The sequence below is a fragment of the Sorangium sp. So ce128 genome, from assembly GCF_051525245.1.
In the GTDB taxonomy this organism is placed as follows: Bacteria; Myxococcota_A; Polyangia; order Polyangiales; family Polyangiaceae; genus Sorangium; species Sorangium cellulosum_B.
This window is the reverse complement of record NZ_CP150313.1, coordinates 2,310,920-2,331,822: the sequence shown is the minus strand read 5'-3', so window position 1 is coordinate 2,331,822 and position 20,903 is coordinate 2,310,920. Positions and strand designations below refer to the sequence as shown.

Below are 20,903 nucleotides of genomic sequence, written 5' to 3'. Positions count from 1 at the left end.
TCGTGCTACCGAGCGGAGCCACCGTTGGCATCCTCTGCGAGCGGACGAATTCAGCCTTCACAAGGACGGCTCCTGCGACGGAGAGCGCAATGAGGTACGGCTCAACAGGAATCTACCTGCTCCTGGCCAGCATGTGTTGCGCATCTCCTGCTGCGGCGCAAACCACAGGAGCCTCGCCGCAGCAGGACAAAGCCGTCGCCGTCGCGCTTGCCGAGCGGGGCTGGGACCATTACGAGGCTCATCGATACACGGAGGCGCTCCACGCCTTTCGTGAGGCCGAGGCGAAAGCCCATGCGCCCGCGTTCCTGCTCATGGTGGCGCGCTGCAATGTCAAGCTGGGACGCCTGCTCGACGCCCGCGCCGCATATCGGCTCATCGTGGACGAGAAGCTTGCCCCTGGCGCTCCACCCGCGTTCGCGGAGGCGAAAGCCAGCGCAACGGAGGAACTTGCCGAGGTTGAAGCGCGCACCCCGACCGTGGAAGTCACCATCACGGGTGCCACTCCTGCCGGGCTGGAGATGACGCTTGATGGCCTGCCCATCCAGCGTTCTACCCCGGTGCAGCGTGATCCCGGCACTCACACCTTGGTCGTACGCTGGCCTGGACGCCGTCCCTTGACCCGGGATGTTCAATTGACCGAGGGAACGGGTCGAGATCGATCAGGTCACCCTGGGCGCGCCGCTGGCGGCTGAGCGGAGGGCAGGCAACGCCGGTTCGCGGACGCAGGAGGCGCTCGCGAATGTCGCATCCGTGACGCTACAGGTGACGCCGGCAGGGGCGGAGGTGACGGTCGACGGGGCGGTCGTGGGCAAGGCGCCGCTCGCGGATCGGGTGTTCTTGGCACCGGGCAAGCACGAGATCGGGGCGAAGCTCGAGGGGTATGCGCCTGCGACGCGTCGCATCGCGGCGGTCGCGGGTCGTGCGGAGACGGTGGTGGTGCAGCTGGAGCGCGCGCCGGTCGCTGGCGTGGGAGCGCGTCCCTTCGTGGTGGAGCCGGTGGCGCCACGCGATGAGCTGCGGACGCCGTTGCTCGTCACGGGCGGGGTCGTGGCGGGCGCCGGCATCGTGACCGGCGTGGTCTTCGCGGTGCTCGCCGGCAATCGAGCCGATCGCGCGGAAGAGGTCAGGAACGAGCTGAGCGGTCGCTGGAACGGCGAGCGTCTATGCCCCGACGGGGACGTCCCGAAGTGCAGGGAGCTCAAGGACGCGGTGCTCGACGAGATCCACTTCAGCAACATCGGGTTCTGGAGCCTTGTCGCGGGAGGCACGGTCGGGGTCGGCACGCTGGTCTACGGACTGGTAACGATGAATGCCGAGCCTCCGAAACCGGGTCAGGGCGCACGCGTGGCGCCGCTCCTCGGACCGGGCACTGCCGGGGTTTCGCTCAGCGGAAGTTTTTGAGCTTACGTACGTCGAAGGGAGAAGGCCGTACCATGCGTCGTCGTGCCCATCTTGCTGCTGTGATCCTCCTGGCGACGATGGCCATGGGATCCATAGGGCCTCGATGCGACAGCGAGTCTGAGATAAAGATCCTGGCGCTGGAAAGTGCCCCCAGCGGAACAGCAGGAGGGCCGCCGGATCCGCCGCCGAACTGTGTGCCAGGAGAGGGTGAAGGGTGGAAGGCCGACGCGTTGTGTGGTGGGATCTTCGTGAGGGCCGATGGGGACGATGAGAACGCCGGGACGCCGGACGCGCCGGTGAAGTCGTTGGGGAAAGCCATCGCCCTCGCGACCGCCCTCCCCGATGCCACGAAGAAGAACGTGTATGCCTGCGCCGAGACGTTCACAGAGAAGGTCGAGATCCAGGCAGCTGTGACGCTGTTTGGTGGACTCGACTGCGCGAACGGCTGGGCCTGGATAGGCGATCAGAAGCGGACGACGCTGACGGCCGAGGCTGGGACCATCCCTCTCACGATGCATGGGGGCGGATCAGTTCGGATGGAGGACGTGCATGTCCTTGCTGAATCCGTTCTGACGTCCGGTGCGTCGTCCATCGCGGCCGTAGCCGATGGTGTCACGGTCTCGCTGGCGCGCTGCACGATTGAGGCAAGTGATGCCGCACCTGGCGCCGATCAAAGCCAAGACACGAACAGCGCCACGCGCGGTAGCGATGGGAACCCAGGTGAAGGTGGGTGTACGGCGGCTGTTATCCCCGGTGGCGCCGAGCCAGTCAACAACTGCGAAGATGGGGGCGAGGTCTCCATCGTCGGCGCTGGCGGAGTAGGACAGCCGAACAACGGTGTCATTGGCAGTGATGGCACACCGGGTGGCTCGGCCAATGGCGGAGCCGGGCAGACGGCAGGAGGAACTCTCTGCCGCCCCGGCGACGCTGGCGCAAATGGCACGCCCGGCGGGCCAGGCACCGGGGCCACGGCTCTCGGTACCCTCACACAAGGTGGCTACATCGGCCTATCCGGCGTTTCCGGCATGCCCGGAAACACGGCTCAAGGTGGCGGCGGCGGTGGCGGCGCTCGCGGTGTTCCCACCACTCCCAACCCCGGGCGTTCCTGCCCTGATCCCAATGCCAAAGGAGTCGGTGGCGCCAGCGGCGGCTCGGGCGGCGCGGGCGGCTGCGGTGGCAAGGGCGGCCTCGGGGGCGGCGCGGGCGGCGCGAGCATCGCGCTCATCAGCCTCGACGCCACCCTCCAGTTCCACGATGTCACCCTGAAGACAGGCCGCGGAGGCAAGGGCGGCGACGGCGCTCCAGGGCAGCGCGGCGGCGATGGCGGCGCCGGCGGCCCGGGCGGCAAGGCGCTATCGGACTCCTCCGGCCTTAACGACGCCTGCGACGGCGGCCGCGGCGGTCAGGGCGGTCAGGGCGGCCGCGGCGGCGGTGGCCGCGGCGGTCACTCCATCGGCATCGCCTTTCGTGGCACGCCGCCGCCCATGGACGCGAACGACCTCCAGTTCGAGCTCGGCGAGCCCGGCCTCGGCGGCGAGGGAGACGGGAGCAACGGCGACGGCGCCCCCGGAGCCAAGGAGTCGACGCTCGATTTCGCCTCCCCGTGACGCCATGGCCCCATCAATGGCCCCTCGTGCATCTCGCGCTCCCCCGATGGCCCCGCGGTCGCGCCAGCGGCGTCGCTCGGCGCGGACCGCTTCCCGAGGTGTCATCGCTCCACCGAGAGGAGCACAGACACGCTGTCAGCACCCCTGACCTCAGCATCAGCCGCGCGCCGGAGCTTCCGTCCGCCATGCCCGCATCGGGAGAATCCCGGTCGCCATCGCATCGCCGCCTGCCCCGCGCCTCCCTCCGCCAGCCGCCGCCACCCGATCCACCCCCGCTCGCCTTCGTCCTCTTCCTCTCCCACGCCCGGATCCGCTAGCCTCTTCCCTCCTCCCGAACTCCCGCCCATGCACCTCGGCGCCGGCTCCGTCCTCATCGGCAAGTACCGCCTCGATCGCCCGCTCTCCCGCGGCGGCATGGGCTCGGTCTGGGTCGCGCACCACCTCCAGCTCGGCACGCCGGTCGCGGTCAAGTTCATGGACCCGGCCTACGCCAACTCGCCCGCGTTCCGCGCCCGCTTCGAGCGCGAGGCGCGCGCGGCCGCCCAGCTCAGGACCCCGCACGTCGTGAAGGTGCAGGATTTTGGCATTCACGAGGGCGTCCCCTACCTCGTCATGGAGCTCCTCCAGGGCGAGGACCTCAACGCGCGCCTCCTGCGGCGCGGCCGCCTCCCGCTGCTGGAGGCGCATCGCATCCTCGCCCAGACCGGCAAGGCCCTGCGCAGCGCGCACGACGCCGGCCTCGTCCATCGCGACCTCAAGCCCGCCAACCTCTTCCTCGCGCGCGTCGACGGCGAGGACGAGGACATGGTGAAGCTCCTCGACTTCGGCATCGCCAAGGAGACCACCTCGAAGCTCGTCGCCGACGCCTCCACGACGGGCGAGGTGATGGGCTCGCCCCACTACATGAGCCCGGAGCAGCTCCGCGCCGAGCGCGACGTCGACGCGCGCAGCGACCTCTGGGCGCTCGGGGTCATCCTGTTCCGCATGGTCACGGGATACCTCCCCTTCCCCGGCGATGTGCTCGCGCAGGTCATGACCAGGATCCTCGTCGACCCGATCCCCTCCGCGACCCAGCTCGCCCCCGGCCTGCCCCCGACCATCGACGCCTTCTTCCACCGGGCGCTGGCGCGCGATCGGGCCCACCGGTTCCAGACCGTCCGCGAGCTGGTCGACGAGTTCGCGCGCATCGCGGGCGCGCCGCGGTTCGCGTCCTCCGTGTCCGACGCGCACGGACCGTTCCCCCTGGCCCCCACCGGCTTCGTTCCAGGGACGGCGACGCCCCTGCCCGGAATGCCACTGGGGCCGGGCGGCACGACCCCCGGCGGGCCGCTCGCCTCTTCCCCGGCGCCGCTGGCGGGCTCTGTCTCGGCGGGCACGCTGACTGGCACGATCGATCCCGCCAAGCCGTCCGGTGGACGGCGCTCGGTCGCGTGGACGACGTGGCTCATCGCCGCGGGCGCCGCGGCTGCCGTCAGCGGGCTCGGCGTGACGCTCGGAGCGTACTATGGCGGGCAGGCCGAGGCTCCGTCTCCCGCAGACGCCCCGGCGACCGCCGAGCTCGCGGTCTCCGGCCCGGAGATCACCCCCCGCGACGCCCCGCCCGCGCCCCCTGCGAGTCGCCTTGCTGCAGAGACGTCGGCCGCTGCACCTCTCGTCGTGCCGTCTGCGCCGGCGACGGATGCGGGTTCGGACACCGCCTCCGAGCCATCAGCGCAGGACTCCACGCCGCTCAGCGAGCCGGCGGCCGTTCGCGCCGGCGCGCCGGCAGCGGGTCGCACCGGCGCGCCGAGCGACGATCGCGTCCCTGTCGCGCCAACCGCCGCCACACAGCCCCCGAGCGGCACCGCCCCCCACAGCACATCCCCTCGGCGACCGTCTCCGCCGACAACCCCCAGCCCGCCGCAGACGTCGAAGCAAACGAAGCCGCGCTGGGGGATCTGAGGGAAGTCGAAGGGAGGGGAGCAGCGGTCTCCAGAGCTCCGAGAGCACGCTTCTCCTTCCGGGAAGCCCCTGGGCCGAGGCCGTCGCCGCGCAGCACGGCGGCAGGGCGGCGTGCTGCGGAGCCGCTGCACCGTCACGCCCTGCGTGGAACGGGTGGACAAAAGCTTCCGTCACAGCGCGGAAGAAGTACGGTTTGCGCTCCAGGGTGGGTAAAGTACGGCTGTACGCGTCTTCCGAACCGCAGCTCCCTGGAACACCGCTGGACTCCTTATGACGACGAACCGCCCGCTGCTGTGGACCTTGAGCATCGCCGTCGCCTTGCTGGCACCTGCCGCCGGAGCACAGCCGGCGCCCCCTCGGGCCGAGGCGCAGGAGAGCGACGCGCTGACGGACAAGGCGCGCCAGCTCTTCGAAGACGGGGTGAAGGCGGCCAACGCGGGAAAGTGGGCCGACGCGCACGCGGCGTTCCTCGCGGCGTGGGGGCTCAAGCCGCACTACCAGATCGCCTCGAACCTGGGCGTGGCCTGCCTCCGGGTGGGCAAGCCCCGCGACGCGGCCGAGTACCTCACGCGCTACCTCCGCGAGGCCCCCGCGACGAAGGTCCAGGAGCGGCAGCGCGCGGAGGCGTCGCTGCAGGAGGCGCGGGCGCAGGTCGCGGCGGTCACGGTCCGCGTCGCGCCGGACGGGGCCGAGGTGACCATCGACGGAGCCAGCGTCGGGCGAGCGCCGCTCGCAGATCCCGTGTTCCTCGATCCGGGGCGGCATGAGGTCGGGGCGAAGCTCGACGGGTATGTCCCGCAGACGCGCTCGGTCGAGGCGACCGCCGGCGGGACGGAGGCGGTGGTCGTCGATCTGCAGCGCACCCCGGCGCCCGACACGACGCGCGCCGGCGCGGAACAGAGCGGCTCGCCGGCTCCCGAGGTGCCGTGGGGCGGCGGGAGGACGGCGGTGCTCGTCACGGGTGGGGTCGCGACCGGCGTTGGCGCCGCGGCGGGCGTGCTCTTCACGGTGCTGGCCAATAAGCGGGCCGGAGATGCCGAGACGCAGAAGACCGCGCTGCTCGCCGGAAATCGGAACCCGTGCACCGCCCGGCCCGCTCCAGCGGCGTGTACAAAGCAAAGCCAAGCGGTCGACGAGAAGCTGCTGTACAGCAACGTGGCGTTCTGGAGCTTCGCGGGGGCCGGGACGGTTGGCCTCGGAACGCTGCTCTATGCCCTCGTGAGCGGCCCCGAGGCGCGCGTGCAGGTGACGCCCAGGGTGGGACTCAACGACGTGGGTCTCTCGGTGGGCGGGGCGTTCTGACGACCGGGATCTGAACTCAAGACGATGGAGAATGGCTGATGCCTCGGACTGCTCGTACCGCCGCGCTGCTCGTCCTCGGAACGACGGCCGCCGCCCTCGATCTGGCTGGCTGCTTCCCGTACTCGAACCACGACGATTGCAAGCACAAGCCCATGTTCTGCAGCGAGAGCGGGGGTGACGCCGGGGGAGCGGGGGGCGTGGGCGCCGGAGGGACCGGGGGCGCCGCGGGGAGCGGGGGCGCGGGCGGAAGCGGAGGTGCTGGGGGAAGCGGAGGTGCCGGGGGAGGGCCGCCGCCCCTGGTGTGCGTGCCCAGCGACCCGGGCTGGACCGCGGATGCGCGCTGCGGCGTGTTCGTGTCGGCCACGGCGAGCGACGGCGGGAGCGGGACGCCCGAGGAACCGGTGAAGACGCTCGCCGAGGCCATCGCGCTCGCCGCGCAGCTCGAAGACGAGCAGGCGCGACGCGTGTACGCGTGCGCCGAGGAGTTCGAGGAAACGCTCACCGTCACTTCGAGCGTGACCGTCTTTGGCGCGCTCGATTGCGCCGCGAACTGGCGGTGGGGGGATCAACCGAAGACCACGCTGAAAGCGACGCCCGGAGCCGTGCCGCTGACGATGCGCGTCGGCGGCGGCACGGTGCACCTGGAGGATCTCCATATCATCGCTCCATCGATCGCCGAGGAGGGCGCAGGGACCTCCGCCATCGCAGCGATCGCCGATCACTCCGAGGTCGACCTGGTCCGGTGTGTGCTCGAGGCAGGGGATGCAGCCTCCGGGACCTCGGGGGCTGCACCTCCTTCGCCGCGCGAACAGGCACCCGACGGCAGCGACGGCAATCACGCTTGCTCGGCAGCCGCGGTGGCAACAGCACCGCCGGAGACGAATAATTGCGGCACCACCCTGGATACTACCGACGACTCGCGCGGCGGTCGGGGAGGAAATGGCCTGGATGACCGCGGGACGTCCGGTGACATAGGCTATCCAGACGAGAAGAACAACGACAACGCTGGGGGATACAATAGTTCAACCACGACGTGCAGCGCGGGCAGGAAGGGTAGCGACGGCGACCTTGGCATAGCTGGCGCGCGGGCAAGCGGCATCGGCCAGCTCTCCAGCACCGGCTACGCCGGTAAACCCGGCGGTGATGGCCAACGCGGGAAGACCGCCCAGGGCGGCGGGGGTGGCGGAGGCTCCCGCGGGAGTACCGAATGCCCTGGAGCCAACGATGGCGGCGCCAGCGGCGGCAACGGCGGCGCTGGCGGCTGCGGCGGTGCAGGCGGCAAGGGCGGCGCTCCAGGGGGGTCCAGCATTGCCCTGGTGAGCCTCAACGCAAAACTCACGTTCCAGGACGTCCGCCTGATGGCCGGCGATGGCGGCAGGGGCGGCGACGGCGCTACCGGCCAGACCGGCGGGTTGGGTGGAAACGGCGGGAGGGGCGGGGAGGGCCAGAGTTTTGGTCCCAACAATTCCGTTCGTGATGCCTGTGGGGGCGGGCGCGGAGGCAACGGCGGCAACGGCGGCGACGGCGGCGGCGGTCTGGGCGGCCATTCCCTCGGCATCGCCTTCCTGGGCACGCCGGACACCATCCCGTCGCTCGACGGCGCCATCATTGAGTTAGGCACGCCCGGCGCCGGCGGCGAAGGCAGTGCCGTCGCGCAGGACGGCGACGCGGGGCTAGTGCTCCCGATCCTGGACTTCGCGTCTCCACCACCTGCACCAGGGCCGTGATGCCCGGCCGGCATCTCCGCCTCGGTCTGCCGCTCGCCCGCGCAGAGCTCCGACGGCCCTCTTCGACACGCTGAAACTTAACTCGACCGCCCACGGCTCCCATGCACCTCTCCGCCATGAGATCCCGCCGACGACTCCGCCTGGGTCTGCTCCTCGTGCTCGCGCTCCCGGCCGTGCCGGCCACTGCGGTTTCCCAGCCGGCCCCGTCGACCGCGCAGACCAAGGCGGCGGCCCGAGCCCTCGCCGACAAGGCCTGGGAGCACTTCAACGCCGGCCGCTACGAGGAGGCGCTCGCAGCCTTCCGCGAGGCGGACGCGCAGGTCCACGCGCCGCCGTTCCTGCTCTTCGCGGCGCGCTCCTGCGAGCGGCTCGGCCGCCTGCTCGAGGCGCGCTCGCTCTACCAGCGCGTCGTGGACGAGCCGCTCGCCGCCAGCGCTCCGCAGGAGTTCCAGCAGGCCCAGGCGGACGCTCGGGTCGAGCTCACCGCGCTCGCATCCCGCATCCCGACCCTGGAGATCGCGATCGCGGGCGTGGCGCCGGGCGCGGTGGAGCTGACGCTGGACGGTGAGCGCGTCGTACAAACCGGGCCGGTGGAGCGCGACCCCGGCGAGCACACGGTGACCGCGACCGTGCGGGGCCAGCGCCCGGTGACGAAGACGATCCGGTTGAGCGAGGGAGGGAAAGAGCGCGTCACCCTCGATCTGGCGCCGCCCCCCGCGCCGGCGGTCGCGACGCCAGCCACCTCGCGCGAAGACGCAGGGATGGATGTGCGCGGCGCCGCGCTCGTCGGCGGCGGGGTCGCGACGGGCGCGGGGGTGGTCGCGGGCGTCGTGTTCACGCTCGTCGCCAACGGCAAAGCGAGCGACGCGAAGCGGCAGTGGCGCATCGTCGATGCCATGGAGGGCGAAGCCGTCGACTGCAGGTACCCCGCTGGCTTCAACCAGACGCAGGAGTGCGGCGAGCTGCGCTCGCTGGTCGACGATCAATATCTCTTCAGCAACCTGGCCCTGTGGAGCTTCGTCGGCGCAGGCGCCAGCGCGATCGGGACGCTCGGCTACGTCTGGCTCGCTGCGGCGCCGAGCGAGCCGGAGCACCAGGTGCGCCTCGCACCGCTCGTGCTGCCGGGCGGCGGCGGGCTCGTCGCGGGCGGCGCCTTCTGAGTCGAGGACCCCATGAACCGACCGATCAAGAGGGGGATACGGCTGGCTGCGCGCGGGGCCTCGACGCTGGTCCTGGCGTCGTTCGCGGTGGCGAGCCAGACAACGAGCTGCCTCGGCCCCGACTGCAGCGAGCTGCATCGATGTGGAGACGAAGGCGGGAGGGGTGGCGAGGCAGGCGACGGCGCCGGGGCGGGCGGCGCCGCTGGAACCGGCGGCGCAGGAGTGGGCGGCGCCGCTGGGGCCGGGGGTGCCGCAGGCGCAGGGGGTACAGGCGGAGGGCCGCCGCCCCTGGTGTGCGTGCCCAGCGACCAGGACTGGACCGCGGACGCGAGTTGCGGCGTGTTCGTGTCGGCCACGGCGAGCGACGGCGGGAACGGGACGCCCGAGGCACCGGTAAAGACGCTCGCCGAGGCCATCACGCTCGCCGCGCAGAGCGAGGACGAGAGCGGGCGACGCGTGTACGCGTGCGCCGAGGAGTTCGAGGAAACGCTCACCGTGACTTCGAGCGTGACCGTCTTTGGCGCGCTCGATTGCACCGCGAACTGGCGGTGGGGGGATCAACCGAAGACCACGCTGAGGGCGACGCCCGGAGCCGTGCCGCTGACGACGCGCGTCGGCGGCGGCACGGTGCACCTGGAGGATCTCCATATCATCGCTCCGTCGATCGCCGAGGAGGGCGCAGGGACCTCCGCCATCGCAGCGATCGCCGATCACTCCAAGGTCGACCTGGTCCGGTGCGTGCTCGAAGCAGGGGATGCAGCCCCCGGGGCCTCGGGGGCCGCACCTCCTTCGCCGCGCGAACCGGCACCCGACGGCAGCGACGGCAATCCCGCTTGCTCGGCAACTGCGGTGGCAACAGCACCGCCGGAGGCGAATGATTGCGGCACCACCATGGATACCACCGACGACTCGCGCGGCGGTCAGGGAGGAAATGGCCTGGATGCCCGCGGGACCTCCGGTGACATAGGCTATCCAGACGAGAAGAACAACGACAACGCCGGTGGATACAATAGTTCAACCGCGACGTGCAGCGCGGGCAGGAGGGGTAGCGACGGCGACCCTGGCGTAGCTGGCGCAGGCGCACGCGGCATCGGCCAGCTCTCCAGCATCGGCTACGCCGGTAAACCCGGCGGTGATGGCCAACGCGGGAAGACCGCCCAGGGCGGCGGGGGCGGCGGAGGCTCCCGCGGGAGCACCGAATGCTCCACGATCACTGGCAACGGCGGCAACGGCGGCGCCAGCGGCGGCAACGGCGGCGCTGGCGGCTGCGGCGGTGCAGGCGGCAAGGGCGGCGCTCCAGGGGGGTCCAGCATCGCCCTGGTGAGCCTCAGCTCAAAACTCACGTTCCATGAGGTCCATCTGATCGCCGGCGATGGCGGCAGGGGCGGCGACGGCGCTGCCGGACAGACCGGCGGGTCGGGTGGAAGCGGCGGGAAGGGCGGGGTGGGCCAGAATTTTAGTCCCAACAATTCCGTTCGTGATGCCTGTGGGGGCGGGCGGGGAGGTAACGGCGGCAACGGCGGCAACGGCGGCAGCGGTCTGGGCGGCCATTCCCTCGGCATCGCCTTCCTGGGCACGTCGGAGACTATCCCGTCGCTCGACGGCACCATCATTGAGTTAGGCACGCCCGGCGCCGGCGGCGAAGGCAGCGCCGTCGCGCAGGACGGCGCCCCGGGGCGAGCGCTCCCGCTCCTGGATTTCGGGGCTTCACCGCCTGCGCCAGAGCCGTGATGCCCCGCCGGCATCTCCGCCTCGGTCTGCTCCGACAGACGTTCGACAGCCTCGCAGGGACATCGCACATCGTTCGACCGAAACCCGCCCGGGTTCCAGGGATGCGCGCCATCGATAACTTCCGTCCGCTACCCCGCCTCGACTTCTGGCTGCGGGGCCGCGATGGTTGGACGCCTCGCACCGGTCGTTCGAAGCGTCCGACCGATTTCTGAAGCCTTCCACCGATCTTCGAACGTTCGAACCGATCGTCCGAAGCCTACGACCGCTTTTTCAAAGCCTAAGATGGCCGGCCAATAGCCAGGGATCGCCAGGCTCGGGTCTGCTGTCCTGCCGAAGGCGACATGCGCCCTCAGTTCCTCGGATGCCTGGCTCGCCCGCGCGCAACACCGCTCAGGGAGCGTAGGGGTCCTTCTTCTTCGCCTGGTCCCGCAGGCAGTTCGTCCGCATGAACCCTGTCTTGCCCGCGCACGGATCCACGGGTTGCCGCCGGGCGGCCGGTTGCTGCGCAGACCGCGACGGCGCGGGCGCGGGCTGCGCCGGAGGCTGACTCCTGGGCTGCGCCGCAACCACCGACCGCACCGGCGCGGGCGCCGCAGCAGCCGGCGGCGTCGTGACCACCGGCGCCGCCGCCGCTGGAGTCGGCGCCTCCACCGCCGGCTGACTCCGCTCCACCGACGCCGGCTCCACGCCCGCCGGCCCCGCGTCCGGCGCGCTGTTCGCCCCGCCGGCATCCACCGGCTCATCCACCCTGGGCGGCTCAGCCGCCACCGAAGCCTGAGGCGCAGCGGTCGCAGGCGGGGTCGGCGGATCCGGCGGCCTTGCCGCGCTCTCGATCCCGGCCTCCGGCAGCGCCTCGATCCCAGCTGCGTTCTCCGCGGGCGCTGGCGAGCGCAGCGCGACGAAGAGCGCTGCGCCCACCAGGCCAGCCGCGCCGGCGGCGAGCGCCGCGATAGCCGGGCCCGGAAGGCGCTTCCAGCCTGCCTGCCGCCGCGGCGGCGTCCGCGGCGCCTGCAGAGGCACCGGCGTTGCGCGCGCTGCCCAGGGCGACGGCTGCGCGCCTCGGCCTGCCTCCGGGCCCGGCACGAGCGGCGCGGTCGTCGATTTCCCCGGCTCACCGTGGCCCCATGCGGGCGGCGCGCCCAGCGCCGCCTCGGCGCTCGCCATGGCCTCCGGCTCGAGCCTCTGGGTCAGCTCGGCGTTCCACTCCGGCGCAGACGCCCCACTCGCCGTCGGCGACACCACCGCCCCGCTCGCCATCGGCGACACCACCGCCCCGCTCGCCATCGGCGACACCGCCGCCCCGCTCGCCGTCGGCGACACCGCCGCCCCTGCCGGCGCCGCGCCGGGAAACGCGGGCGCCTCCATCGCCGCCACCTGCCCGCCGCCCCCGCCCCCGACGGCAAATCCCGCCGCCCTCGCCCCCGCCGCCGTGTACCCATCAAGGAGGTCCGCCACCTCCGCCGCCGACCCGATCCGCTCGTCCCTGTGGCGCGCCATGCACCGCGCCACGAGCTCCACGAGCCCCGGGTCCACCCGCCGCACGTACCGGGAGATCTTCGGTATCTCGCCCGTCAGGATGCCGGTGAAGACCGCCCTCGCGTCCCCCTGGAACGGCCGCATGCCCGTCAGCATCTCGAACAGCACCACGCCGAGCGACCAGATATCGGCCCGGTGGTCGACGTTCGGCTCGGCCCTCACCTGCTCCGGGCTCATGTAGAGCGGCGATCCCACCGCGCCGCCCGTCGCCGTGCGGATGCCGTCATTCACGGAGAGGTTCTTCGCGACCCCGAAATCGAGCACCTTCACCACCGGCTCGTCCGCGTCGGCCTCGCGGTGCAGGAAGATGTTCGCCGGCTTCAGATCGCGGTGGACGATGTGCAGCGCGTGCACCGCCGCGAGCCCCCTCGCCACGTCTCGCCCGATCGACGCCGCCACGTCCGCGTCGAGCCGCCGCCTGCGCACGAGCAGGTCCGCGAGCGTCTCTCCGGTGAGCAGCTGCATCACCAGGAAGGGCTCGCCGAACTCGGTCTCCCCCATGTCATACATGTCGATGACGTTGCGGTGCCGCAGCGCCCCGCCATTGCGCCCTTCACGCTGCAGCCGCCTCCGGAGCTCGGGATCCGGGCGGTGAATCAGCTTCAACGCCACCTCACGCGAGGTGGACAGGTTGAGCGCCGCCCACACGACGCCCATGGATCCCTCTCCCAGCCGCCGCACAAGCTTGTACTTCTCGGCTATCACCAGGCCAGCAGCGATCTGCGTGAAGGAGGTGGACATCGAGCTCAGCAGGGTGGGTCGAGGCGCGTCGCCGCGGCGGGCGAGGTCGCTTTACCTAGCGCAAACGAGAGGGCGACGCGGAAGGTAGCACGCTCTCCGCCGGGGTCCCTCGGCCGCTCCACCTCGCCGCGCCGCAAGAGATACCCCGCGGCCATGCCGATCCCCAGGAGGAGCGCCGCCGCGACCACGGCCATCGCGATCCACACGACAGGCGAGCGGGCGGGCACAGGAAGCGGCCTCTTCGGCTCGGGGAGCGGATCGAGCGGCACCGTGCCGCCGAGCGACAGCGCCTGTCCGAGGGGAGCGGCCGGACGCGCCAGCGACGCGCTGGACTCTGATCGATAGGCGGCCGCCTGCTCGGGTGACATCTTGATCGTCCCGCGGTCCCCCAGCAGAGGATTGCTCGCCATCCGCTCCCGATGCCCCGGTGCCGCCGCCCCGCCCGCCGCCGGCTGCCCCGGCCACGCGCCCGCCGCCGGCTGCCCCGGCCACGCGCCCGCCGCCGGCTGCCCCGGCCACGCGCCCGCCGCCGGCTGCTGCGGCGCCGCGACCGCCCCGCGCGGCCCTGACACCGGCGTGTTCGGGTGTCCCTGCGGGGCCTGCAGATGCGCCACGGACGCCGGGAGCGGCGTCCCGGTCGCCGGCGTCGGCGACCGCCCGGGAGCGGCCCCACCCCACGACCCTCGCCCGAGCTGCTGCGGGATCTCGTGCCGCAGCTCCGGCGACGACCCCGGCCTCGAGGGCGCGCGCTGCGGCGCCGACGGCGTGACGAACGGCTCGAGCGCCGCCGCGACATCGGCCGCCGAGCGCGGTCGCTTCTCGCGATCGCGCTGGAGACACTGCGTCACCAGGGCATCGAGGCCGGGATCGATCTGCCAGACAGACTGGGACACCGCCGGGATGTCGCCGTGCAGCACGTTTCTCAGGAGCTCATGCGCCTTGCCCTGGATCGGCCGCCTGCTCGTGAGCATCTCGAACATCACCACGCCGAGCGCCCAGAGGTCAGCGCGCGTGTCGATATCGCTCTGCGCCCGCACCTGCTCAGGGCTCATGTACGCCGGCGAGCCGATGAGGATGCCTGTCGCGGTCTTCACCTGTTGAGGACCCGCGAGGAACTTGCTCACGCCGAAGTCGAGTATCTTGACGATGGCGTCGCCCTCGCCAGGCTCGGTGTGGAGAAAGATGTTGGACGGCTTCAGGTCGCGGTGGATGATGCCCCGCTCGTGCGCGGCGGAGAGGCCGCGCGCGATGTCCCGAGCGATGCGCGAGGCATCGTGGATCTCCAGCTTGCGCTTGCGCTTGAGCAAGGACGCGAGCGTCTCGCCGGAGAGCAGCGGCATGACGAGGAACGGGTCGCCGTTCTCCGACTCGGCAGCATCGTAGATATCGACGATGTTCCGGTGGCTCACGGCGCCGCAAGCGCGCGCCTCCCGCAGCAGCCGGACGCGGAGCTCCGGGTCGGGCCGCACCAGCAGCTTGAGCGCGACCTCCCGAGAGGTAGCCTCGTTGTGCGCTGCCCAGACGACGCCCATCGCCCCTTCGCCGATCCGCCGAAGAAGGCGGTATTTGCCGCAAATGAGCGCACCTGGCGGCGGCGCGGCAGGAGCCGAAGGGGACTGCATGGGGTGGTCTCGCTGGAGGACGGACGTGGCAGCAGGTCGACGGTGCTTGGAAGAAGTGTCGCAGGTGAGGCAGCGCACCGTCAAGAAAAGCTGCCGGCCGGGCTCGCAGAGCGCGAAGCCGGCTCCGGCGCTTCCGGTGTGGGCACGCGCTCAGCGCACGTGATCTTCGCCACGTCGTCGCTGCCCAGGAATCGCGGCGTTACCGTGGCGTCATTTCGGGAGGGGCGCCCCGAGCCGCGGAGAGGCCGAGTCTATTTCTTGAGCTTCGCCTCGCACTGCTTCTTCGCCAAGAACCTGAGATGAGCGCACGAGGCCGCGGATGGGGCAGGAGCAGCCTTCGCGGGCTGCGGTGTCGCGGGAGGCGCCCCGAGCGTCGAGCTGCCCGGCTTCGCGCCGCTCGCCGCCCCCGGCGCCGTGCCCGCGCCGCCTCCTGGCGCCGACGCGCCGGCCGCGCTGCTCGTCGGAAGGGCGCTCGGCGCCGAGGGCACGGCCGGCGCCAGCGCCGAGGAGCCCGGCGGCGCCAGCGCCGAGGAGCTCGGCGGCGCCAGCGCCGAGGAGCCCGGCGGCGCCTCCGCGGATGGCGCCGAGGGTTCCTGCGCTGGGAGCTCCTCGTTCCGCGACGGCGCTCCCCCGCGCTCCGGCGCGGCGACCGTGTCTCCTCCGGCGCGGTCCAACGACGGCATCGCGCTCCCGGACACTTCCGGCGCGGCCGACGACGTCTCCGGCGACCTCAGCGAGATGAGCATCCCCACGAGGATCAGCGACAGCGCAGCAGCCACGATCGCGAGCGTCGCGGCCGTACGCTTGCGCCTCGGTTCGCCGCCGTGCGGGGCCCGCTCCTGAGCGTCCTGGGCCTGGTGCACCCCGACCTGATGGACCGACGGGTGGTTCGAGACGAGCGGGGTCGTCGACGAGCTCCCGGCCTGGCGCGGCGCGCCCGTTGCCGTGGTCGCGCCCGACCTGGAGTCCGAGGCGCTCGCGCCCGCTTCCGGGCCGAGCCTCGCGGCCGGCGCCGAGCTCCAGCTCGGCTGCGCGGAGATGCCTCCCGGCGGCAGCGCGCCAGCAGGGCCGAGGCCACCTGGCCCCGCCCCTGCCTCTGGCATCGGCGGCGCGTTCATGCGCACCGTCATCGCCCAGGAGCCCTGCTGCGGCGCCGCCACGGGCGCAGGCTGCACCGGAGCGGCTTGCGCCGCGCTCGCCTGGGACGGCTCCGGCGCTGCAAACGCCGCCACCGACGACGACGGGGGCCGAGGCGCAGCGGCGGCAGGCCCCGCCGCCGGATAGGTCCCCGACCCGGCGCGCGGCCCCGCGGCCCCGGCCGCATCCGCGTTCCGCCGCGTGAGGGGCAAGGTCGCCACGTCCTCGTCCCGCAGCGCGCGCACCACGGACGCCGCGGCCAGGTGCTGGCCCGAGCTGCCCGGACGCCGAGGAACCGCGCCCGCCGCATGGCCGGCGCCCGACGCTGGCCCCCCATCCGCCGCGCGGCTCATGCCCGACGCCGGCCCCGCAGCCCCCTGCCCCGGCCCCAGCGACCTGTGCGCCTCGGGCGACTCCTGCACCGGCACCGGGGCCCGCGGCCCCCCACCGAGCAGCGCCAGCGGCAGCGCTCCCGCGCCCCCCTCGACGCTCCCCGACCGGTTCGCCACCGACGCGGGGTACGCCACCGACGCAGGCTGCGCCGCGAGCGCCGACGCGGGGTGCGCCACCGACGCAGGCTGCGCCGCGAGGGCCGACCCGGGTTGCGCCACCGACGCAGGCTGCGCCGCGAGCGCCAACCCAGGTTGCGCCGCAAGCGCCACCGTGCCGCCTTGCGACTCCTCCCAGCCGCCGTCCACATCCTCGTCCGGGAGCGCCCCCCGCCCCTCCGGCGACGACTGCCGCAGCGCCGCGTCCCTGCCCGGACCCACGCCGCGCTCCGCGTACCGATCGAGCAGCGCAGCGACCTCCGCCGCAGAGCTGATCCGGTCCGCGCGATCCCTGCGCATGCAGCGGGCGATCAGGTCGACGAGCCCCTGGTCCACCCGCCTCAGGTACTTGGACACGGTGGGGATCTCGCCCGTCAAGATCCCCATGAACACCGCCTGCGCGTCCCCCTGGAACGGGCGCATGCCCGTCAGCATCTCGAACAACACGACGCCGAGCGCCCAGATGTCGGCCCGGTGATCGACGTTCGGCTCGGCCCTCACCTGCTCCGGGCTCATGTAGAGCGGCGACCCGACCGCGCCGCCCTGCACCGTGTGCAGGCCGTCGTTGACCGAGAGGTTCTTGGCGACCCCGAAATCGAGCACCTTCACCACCGGCTCGTCCATGTCCGGCTCGCGGTGCAGGAAGATGTTCGCCGGCTTCAGATCGCGGTGGATGATGTGCATCGCGTGCGCCGCCGCGAGCCCCCTCGCCACGTCTCGCCCGATCGACGCCGCCACGGGCGGGTCGAGCCGGCGCCGCCGCGCGAGCAGCTCGGCCACGGTCTCCCCCGTGAGCAGCTGCATCACCAGGAACGGCTCCCCGGCCTCGGTCTCCCCCATGTCGTAGATGTCGATGACGTTCCGGTGCCGCAGCGCCCCGCAGTTGCGCGCCTCGCGCTGCAGCCGCAGCCGGAACTCGGTCTCGGGCCGGTGGATCAGCTTCAGCGCCACCTCGCGGGCCGTCGCCACGTTCACCGCCGCCCAGACCACGCCCATCGCCCCCTCGCCGATCTGGCGCAGGAGCCGGTACTTCCTGTCGATCAGCACACCGGACGCGAGCAATGTCGAGCTCTTCGGCGAGGGCATCATCGGCTTTCCGGAAGCGCGGCGCGCCCCGCCGTCACGGAGCGCGCACGGACGGCCGCGACCAGCAGAGCGATGCGAGCCACGGCGCACCCACGACGCCCCCGCCGCCCAGCGCTCACGCCGCGCGATCCGTCAACCACCTGCGCCCGCGCGACATGACATCCGGTCCCCAGGTCCACGGGACAGCCTCCTGTGCGGGCATCCTACAGCAGATCTCCCTGGCGCGATACGTTCCCTGCAAGGACGAACGCACGAAGAAAACCGACGAGGAAAGAGGGAGAAGCCCGATTCGCTCTAGCCAGGCGCGGACCCACGCTCGTCGCCAACCGGCAAATCACTCGTGGAGGAAAGCGAGGCGCACATGAGCGACACAACCGTCATGAAGGTCTCCTCCGGCCGCTCTCCGACAGGCCAGATGGGACAAAAATACCTGGCCTCCGGGATCCAGGTGTCGATGCGGCTCTGGGAACGCGAGCCGCCAGGCGACGCCAAACAGCCGACCGCGCGGGATTACGAGACCGTAGGGTTCGTCATCGCTGGACGGGCCGAGCTGCTCATCGAGGGGCAAATGGTGCGCCTCGAGCCGGGCGACTCCTGGACGGTCCCCAAGGGGGCGTCGCACTCCTACAAGATCATCGAACCGTTCACCGCCGTGGAGGCGACGAGCCCGCCCGCCGGCGTCCACGGGCGGGACGAGACCGGGGCGACGCCCTCTGGCAAGACCTGAGACAACGAGGCGGGGGTCTCGCCCCCTGGAAGCCCGAGCTCACCCGGACCTCACAGCGCGGTGCCAGCGCCAGACGCGGGCTTCTCCTTGTCCTGCGCTCCCTTGGCGCGCCCCGCCGGCTGCGGCTCGGCGGCGCCACGCCCCGCGGACTTCTTGTCGTCCGCTCCATCCGCCGCCGGCTTCTTCTCGCCCTCGGCGGCCTTCTTCTCCTCCGGCCTCGCTCCGGCCAGGTCGCCCGCGCCCGCCGCCGCCGCGCCGCCGGGCTTCCCCTCGCCCGCGCCCGCCTCGACGGGCGCCACGGGCGTCAGCAGCACCGCCGACTTCACCGGCTCGGCCGCCGCCTTGTCGCCGTCGTCCACCGCGCCCGCGGCCTGAGCCGACGCCACGCGGACCTCATCCTCGCGCGGCTCGACCGGCGCCGGGTCGTCCGGTCGCGAGGTCGGCACGTACACCACCAGCCGATCCCCGGGCATCAGCGGGCTCCGCCGCGAGCGCTGGTTGATCCGCTCCAGGCTGCCGACGCTGAGGCCGTACCGGCTCGCGATCTTGCTGAACGAATCCCCCTCTCGCACCGCGATCTCGATGCGCTTCCGCCCCTTCAGCCCCTCGAAGTGCGCGAAGAACTCCTCCGAGCCGACCTCGATGACGCGCGCGCCGCCCTCGTCGAGCAAGAACACGCCGTCGTGGCGCTGCGACCTCGGGACGAACAGCTGGAGCGTCATCCCCTCATGGAGCGACGCCCCAGGCGCCAGCGTGTTCCAGCGGCAGATCTCGTCGGGCGTCACCGAGAGCACCGCCGCCAGATCCCGCAGCGCATCGCCCGCGACCACCCGATAGAACACCCGCCGGCGCCCCTCGTAGGAGAAGCGCTGCGCCGGGACCACCACGACCGGCTTCCCCTCCGACGACAGCGGCGCGCCGCTCGCGAGCAGGTGCTCGGCCGCCGCCGCCCCGACGCCCTCCGCCGCCGGGACGAACAGCAGCGCCCCGGGACGCACCGGCTCGCCAGCCCGCAGGCCGTTCAACGTCTGCAACGTCCACCGCGTCGTCCGCCGGAACGTCGCGATGTCGTCGAGCGACTCGCCCCAGCGGACCAGGTAACGCTCGAGCTTCGGCTCGCGCTCCAGGAGCTTCGGCATCGACTTCGCCGCGCGCGCCCCCGCACCCGCGGGCACCCGGACCTCCCAGCGCGCCTGGTCCTTCGCGTCCACCGGCGACGGCGGCGTGCGCTTCGCCACGAGCTGCGGGTTGAGCGCCTCGATCTCCGGCGCCGCCGCGCCCGAGGCCGCCGCCACCGCCTGCAGCGACACCCCGGAGCCCAGCGAGATCTTGTCGAACGTCACCGCCGGATCGAGCTCCACGTCGTCGCAGCCGAACACCGCCGGGTTCCGCGCCACGATCGCGATCGCGAGGATCTTCGGTACATAGAGCGCCGTCTCGAGCGGCATCCCCGCCTCGAGCCGCGACAGCTCCCAGAAGTCGTTCGTGTTGTACTTCCGGATCGACGCGAGCAGCCCCCCGTACCCCATGTTGTACGCCGCGAACGCGAGCTCCCAGCCGCCGAAACGCCGCCGCAGATCCGAGAGGTACCGCGCCGCCGCCAAGGTGGATCGCTCTGGATCCAGGCGCTCGTCGACCCAGCGGTCGACGGTGAGGCCATAGATGCGCGCGCCCTCCGGCATGAACTGCCAGAGGCCTGCCGCGCCGGCCGGGGAGTGGATGGTCGGGTCGAAGCCGCTCTCGACGAGCGAGAGCCAGAGGAGATCCTCCGGCAGCCCCTGCTCGCGGAGGACGCGGCGGATGGCGGCGCCGTAGCGGCCGCTCTTCTTGATCCACGTGACCACGGCGGAGCGGCCGCGCGGGTCGTCCTTGTAGTACTCGAGGTAGCGCACCACCCGGCCGTCCCAGCGGACCGGGATCTCGGGCAGCTCGAGCTGACGCAGCCAGGAGATGTCGCGGGTCTCCTCCGCTTCCGCCAGCGGGGCGGGCAGGCCCGCGGGCGGCAGGCCGGAGACCTCGAGGCGCGGCTCGCCCGCGCCGAGCAGGAGCGTGCCGTCGACCGGCCACGCGGGCCCGGCGCTCGGGGCCGCGCCGGGAAACAGCGCCAGGTCGATCGCGCGCAGCGTGCGGAGCTCGGGCGACTCGCCTGTGCTCGCCCCCGCCGGCGTCGCTGTGCCGGCGATGACCCGCCGCGCCGCCTCGTCCGGCGCGCCCGGCTCCCCCGCCTTGCGCGTGTTCTTCGCCGCGCCCTTCTTCGACGGCTTCGATCGCGCAGCGGCCTTCGCCGGCGCCTTGGCCGCGCTCTTCGCGCCGCCCTTCCCGCCAGACACGGCCGCCACCCTGACCGGCGCCGGCTTCTCCGCCTTGCCCTCGGCCGGCCCGTCCTTCTTCGCGTCGGCCTTCGCCGGCTCCGCCTTCGCGGGCTCAGCTTTCGCCGGTTCAGCCTTCGCCGGCTCCGCCTTCGCCGGCTCCGCCTTCGCCGGTTCAGCCTTGGCCGCGTCGGCCTTCGCCGGCTCCGCCTTGGCCGCGTCGGCCTTCGCCGGCTCCGCCTTCGGCGCACCGGCCGCAGGCCCCGCTACCTCCGAAGGAGGCGCCGCAAGGCCGTCGAAAGCGACGCCCGAGAGGGCGGCCAACCAG

General features: G+C 72.5%; 13 protein-coding genes. 9 read left to right on the top strand and 4 right to left on the bottom strand.

The window, feature by feature from the left end:
• Positions 1–89 precede the first annotated feature (89 nt).
• The 8 genes from WME82_RS09065 (at position 90) to WME82_RS09030 (ending at position 10,869) form a co-directional block, all read left to right on the top strand.
• Positions 90–692 carry a hypothetical protein gene (locus tag WME82_RS09065; RefSeq protein ID WP_438042511.1) on the top strand — a complete coding sequence of 201 codons (603 nt, stop codon included), beginning with the start codon at positions 90–92 and terminating at the stop codon, positions 690–692.
• Positions 693–750: 58 nt separating this feature from the next.
• On the top strand, positions 751–1,401 hold the full coding sequence (locus tag WME82_RS09060) for a PEGA domain-containing protein (protein ID WP_438042510.1): 651 nt from the start codon (positions 751–753) through the stop codon (positions 1,399–1,401).
• Between the two features lie 32 nt (positions 1,402–1,433).
• The gene (locus tag WME82_RS09055) at positions 1,434–3,008 is read left to right on the top strand and encodes a PGRS family protein (RefSeq protein WP_438042509.1); all 1,575 of its coding nucleotides are present in this window, start codon (positions 1,434–1,436) and stop codon (positions 3,006–3,008) included.
• Between the two features lie 345 nt (positions 3,009–3,353).
• Entirely contained in the window at positions 3,354–4,949 is a 1,596-nt protein-coding gene (locus WME82_RS09050; protein WP_438042508.1) for a serine/threonine-protein kinase, read from the top strand.
• A 270-nt stretch (positions 4,950–5,219) separates the two neighbouring features.
• Positions 5,220–6,251 carry a PEGA domain-containing protein gene (locus WME82_RS09045; protein ID WP_438042507.1) on the top strand — a complete coding sequence of 344 codons (1,032 nt, stop codon included), beginning with the start codon at positions 5,220–5,222 and terminating at the stop codon, positions 6,249–6,251.
• Between the two features lie 401 nt (positions 6,252–6,652).
• Positions 6,653–7,978 carry a hypothetical protein gene (locus WME82_RS09040; protein WP_438042506.1) on the top strand — a complete coding sequence of 442 codons (1,326 nt, stop codon included), beginning with the start codon at positions 6,653–6,655 and terminating at the stop codon, positions 7,976–7,978.
• Positions 7,979–8,094: 116 nt separating this feature from the next.
• Positions 8,095–9,138, top strand: coding sequence for a tetratricopeptide repeat protein (locus WME82_RS09035; protein ID WP_438042505.1), 1,044 nt, complete (start codon positions 8,095–8,097; stop codon positions 9,136–9,138).
• A 297-nt stretch (positions 9,139–9,435) separates the two neighbouring features.
• Positions 9,436–10,869, top strand: a complete 1,434-nt coding sequence (locus tag WME82_RS09030; protein WP_438042504.1) for a hypothetical protein — start codon at positions 9,436–9,438, stop codon at positions 10,867–10,869.
• Between the two features lie 390 nt (positions 10,870–11,259).
• Here the strand turns inward: WME82_RS09030 and WME82_RS09025 are convergent, their stop codons facing one another.
• The 3 genes from WME82_RS09025 to WME82_RS09015 form a co-directional block, all read right to left on the bottom strand.
• On the bottom strand, positions 11,260–13,146 hold the full coding sequence (locus WME82_RS09025; protein WP_438042503.1) for a protein kinase domain-containing protein: 1,887 nt from the start codon (positions 13,144–13,146) through the stop codon (positions 11,260–11,262).
• A gap of 5 nt (positions 13,147–13,151) precedes the next feature.
• The gene (locus tag WME82_RS09020; RefSeq protein WP_438042502.1) at positions 13,152–14,768 is read right to left on the bottom strand and encodes a protein kinase domain-containing protein; all 1,617 of its coding nucleotides are present in this window, start codon (positions 14,766–14,768) and stop codon (positions 13,152–13,154) included.
• A 251-nt stretch (positions 14,769–15,019) separates the two neighbouring features.
• The gene (locus WME82_RS09015; RefSeq protein ID WP_438042501.1) at positions 15,020–17,542 is read right to left on the bottom strand and encodes a protein kinase domain-containing protein; all 2,523 of its coding nucleotides are present in this window, start codon (positions 17,540–17,542) and stop codon (positions 15,020–15,022) included.
• A gap of 358 nt (positions 17,543–17,900) precedes the next feature.
• On the opposite strand from WME82_RS09015, the gene WME82_RS09010 reads away from it, so the two are divergent.
• Entirely contained in the window at positions 17,901–18,266 is a 366-nt protein-coding gene (locus WME82_RS09010) for a cupin domain-containing protein (RefSeq protein WP_437869898.1), read from the top strand.
• A 50-nt stretch (positions 18,267–18,316) separates the two neighbouring features.
• Here WME82_RS09010 and WME82_RS09005 read toward each other — a convergent pair whose 3' ends face one another.
• Entirely contained in the window at positions 18,317–20,899 is a 2,583-nt protein-coding gene (locus WME82_RS09005; RefSeq protein ID WP_438042500.1) for a transglycosylase SLT domain-containing protein, read from the bottom strand.
• Between the last annotated feature and the right edge of the window lie 4 nt (positions 20,900–20,903).

Coding starts and splice junctions, on each gene's coding strand:
- WME82_RS09010 (WP_437869898.1), top strand. CDS start 17,901: ATGAGCGACACAACCGTCATGAAGGTCTCCTCCGGCCGCTCTCCGACA.
- WME82_RS09050 (WP_438042508.1), top strand. CDS start 3,354: ATGCACCTCGGCGCCGGCTCCGTCCTCATCGGCAAGTACCGCCTCGAT.
- WME82_RS09065 (WP_438042511.1), top strand. CDS start 90: ATGAGGTACGGCTCAACAGGAATCTACCTGCTCCTGGCCAGCATGTGT.
- WME82_RS09020 (WP_438042502.1), bottom strand. CDS start 14,768: ATGCAGTCCCCTTCGGCTCCTGCCGCGCCGCCGCCAGGTGCGCTCATT.
- WME82_RS09045 (WP_438042507.1), top strand. CDS start 5,220: ATGACGACGAACCGCCCGCTGCTGTGGACCTTGAGCATCGCCGTCGCC.
- WME82_RS09015 (WP_438042501.1), bottom strand. CDS start 17,542: ATGATGCCCTCGCCGAAGAGCTCGACATTGCTCGCGTCCGGTGTGCTG.
- WME82_RS09025 (WP_438042503.1), bottom strand. CDS start 13,146: ATGTCCACCTCCTTCACGCAGATCGCTGCTGGCCTGGTGATAGCCGAG.
- WME82_RS09035 (WP_438042505.1), top strand. CDS start 8,095: ATGAGATCCCGCCGACGACTCCGCCTGGGTCTGCTCCTCGTGCTCGCG.
- WME82_RS09055 (WP_438042509.1), top strand. CDS start 1,434: ATGCGTCGTCGTGCCCATCTTGCTGCTGTGATCCTCCTGGCGACGATG.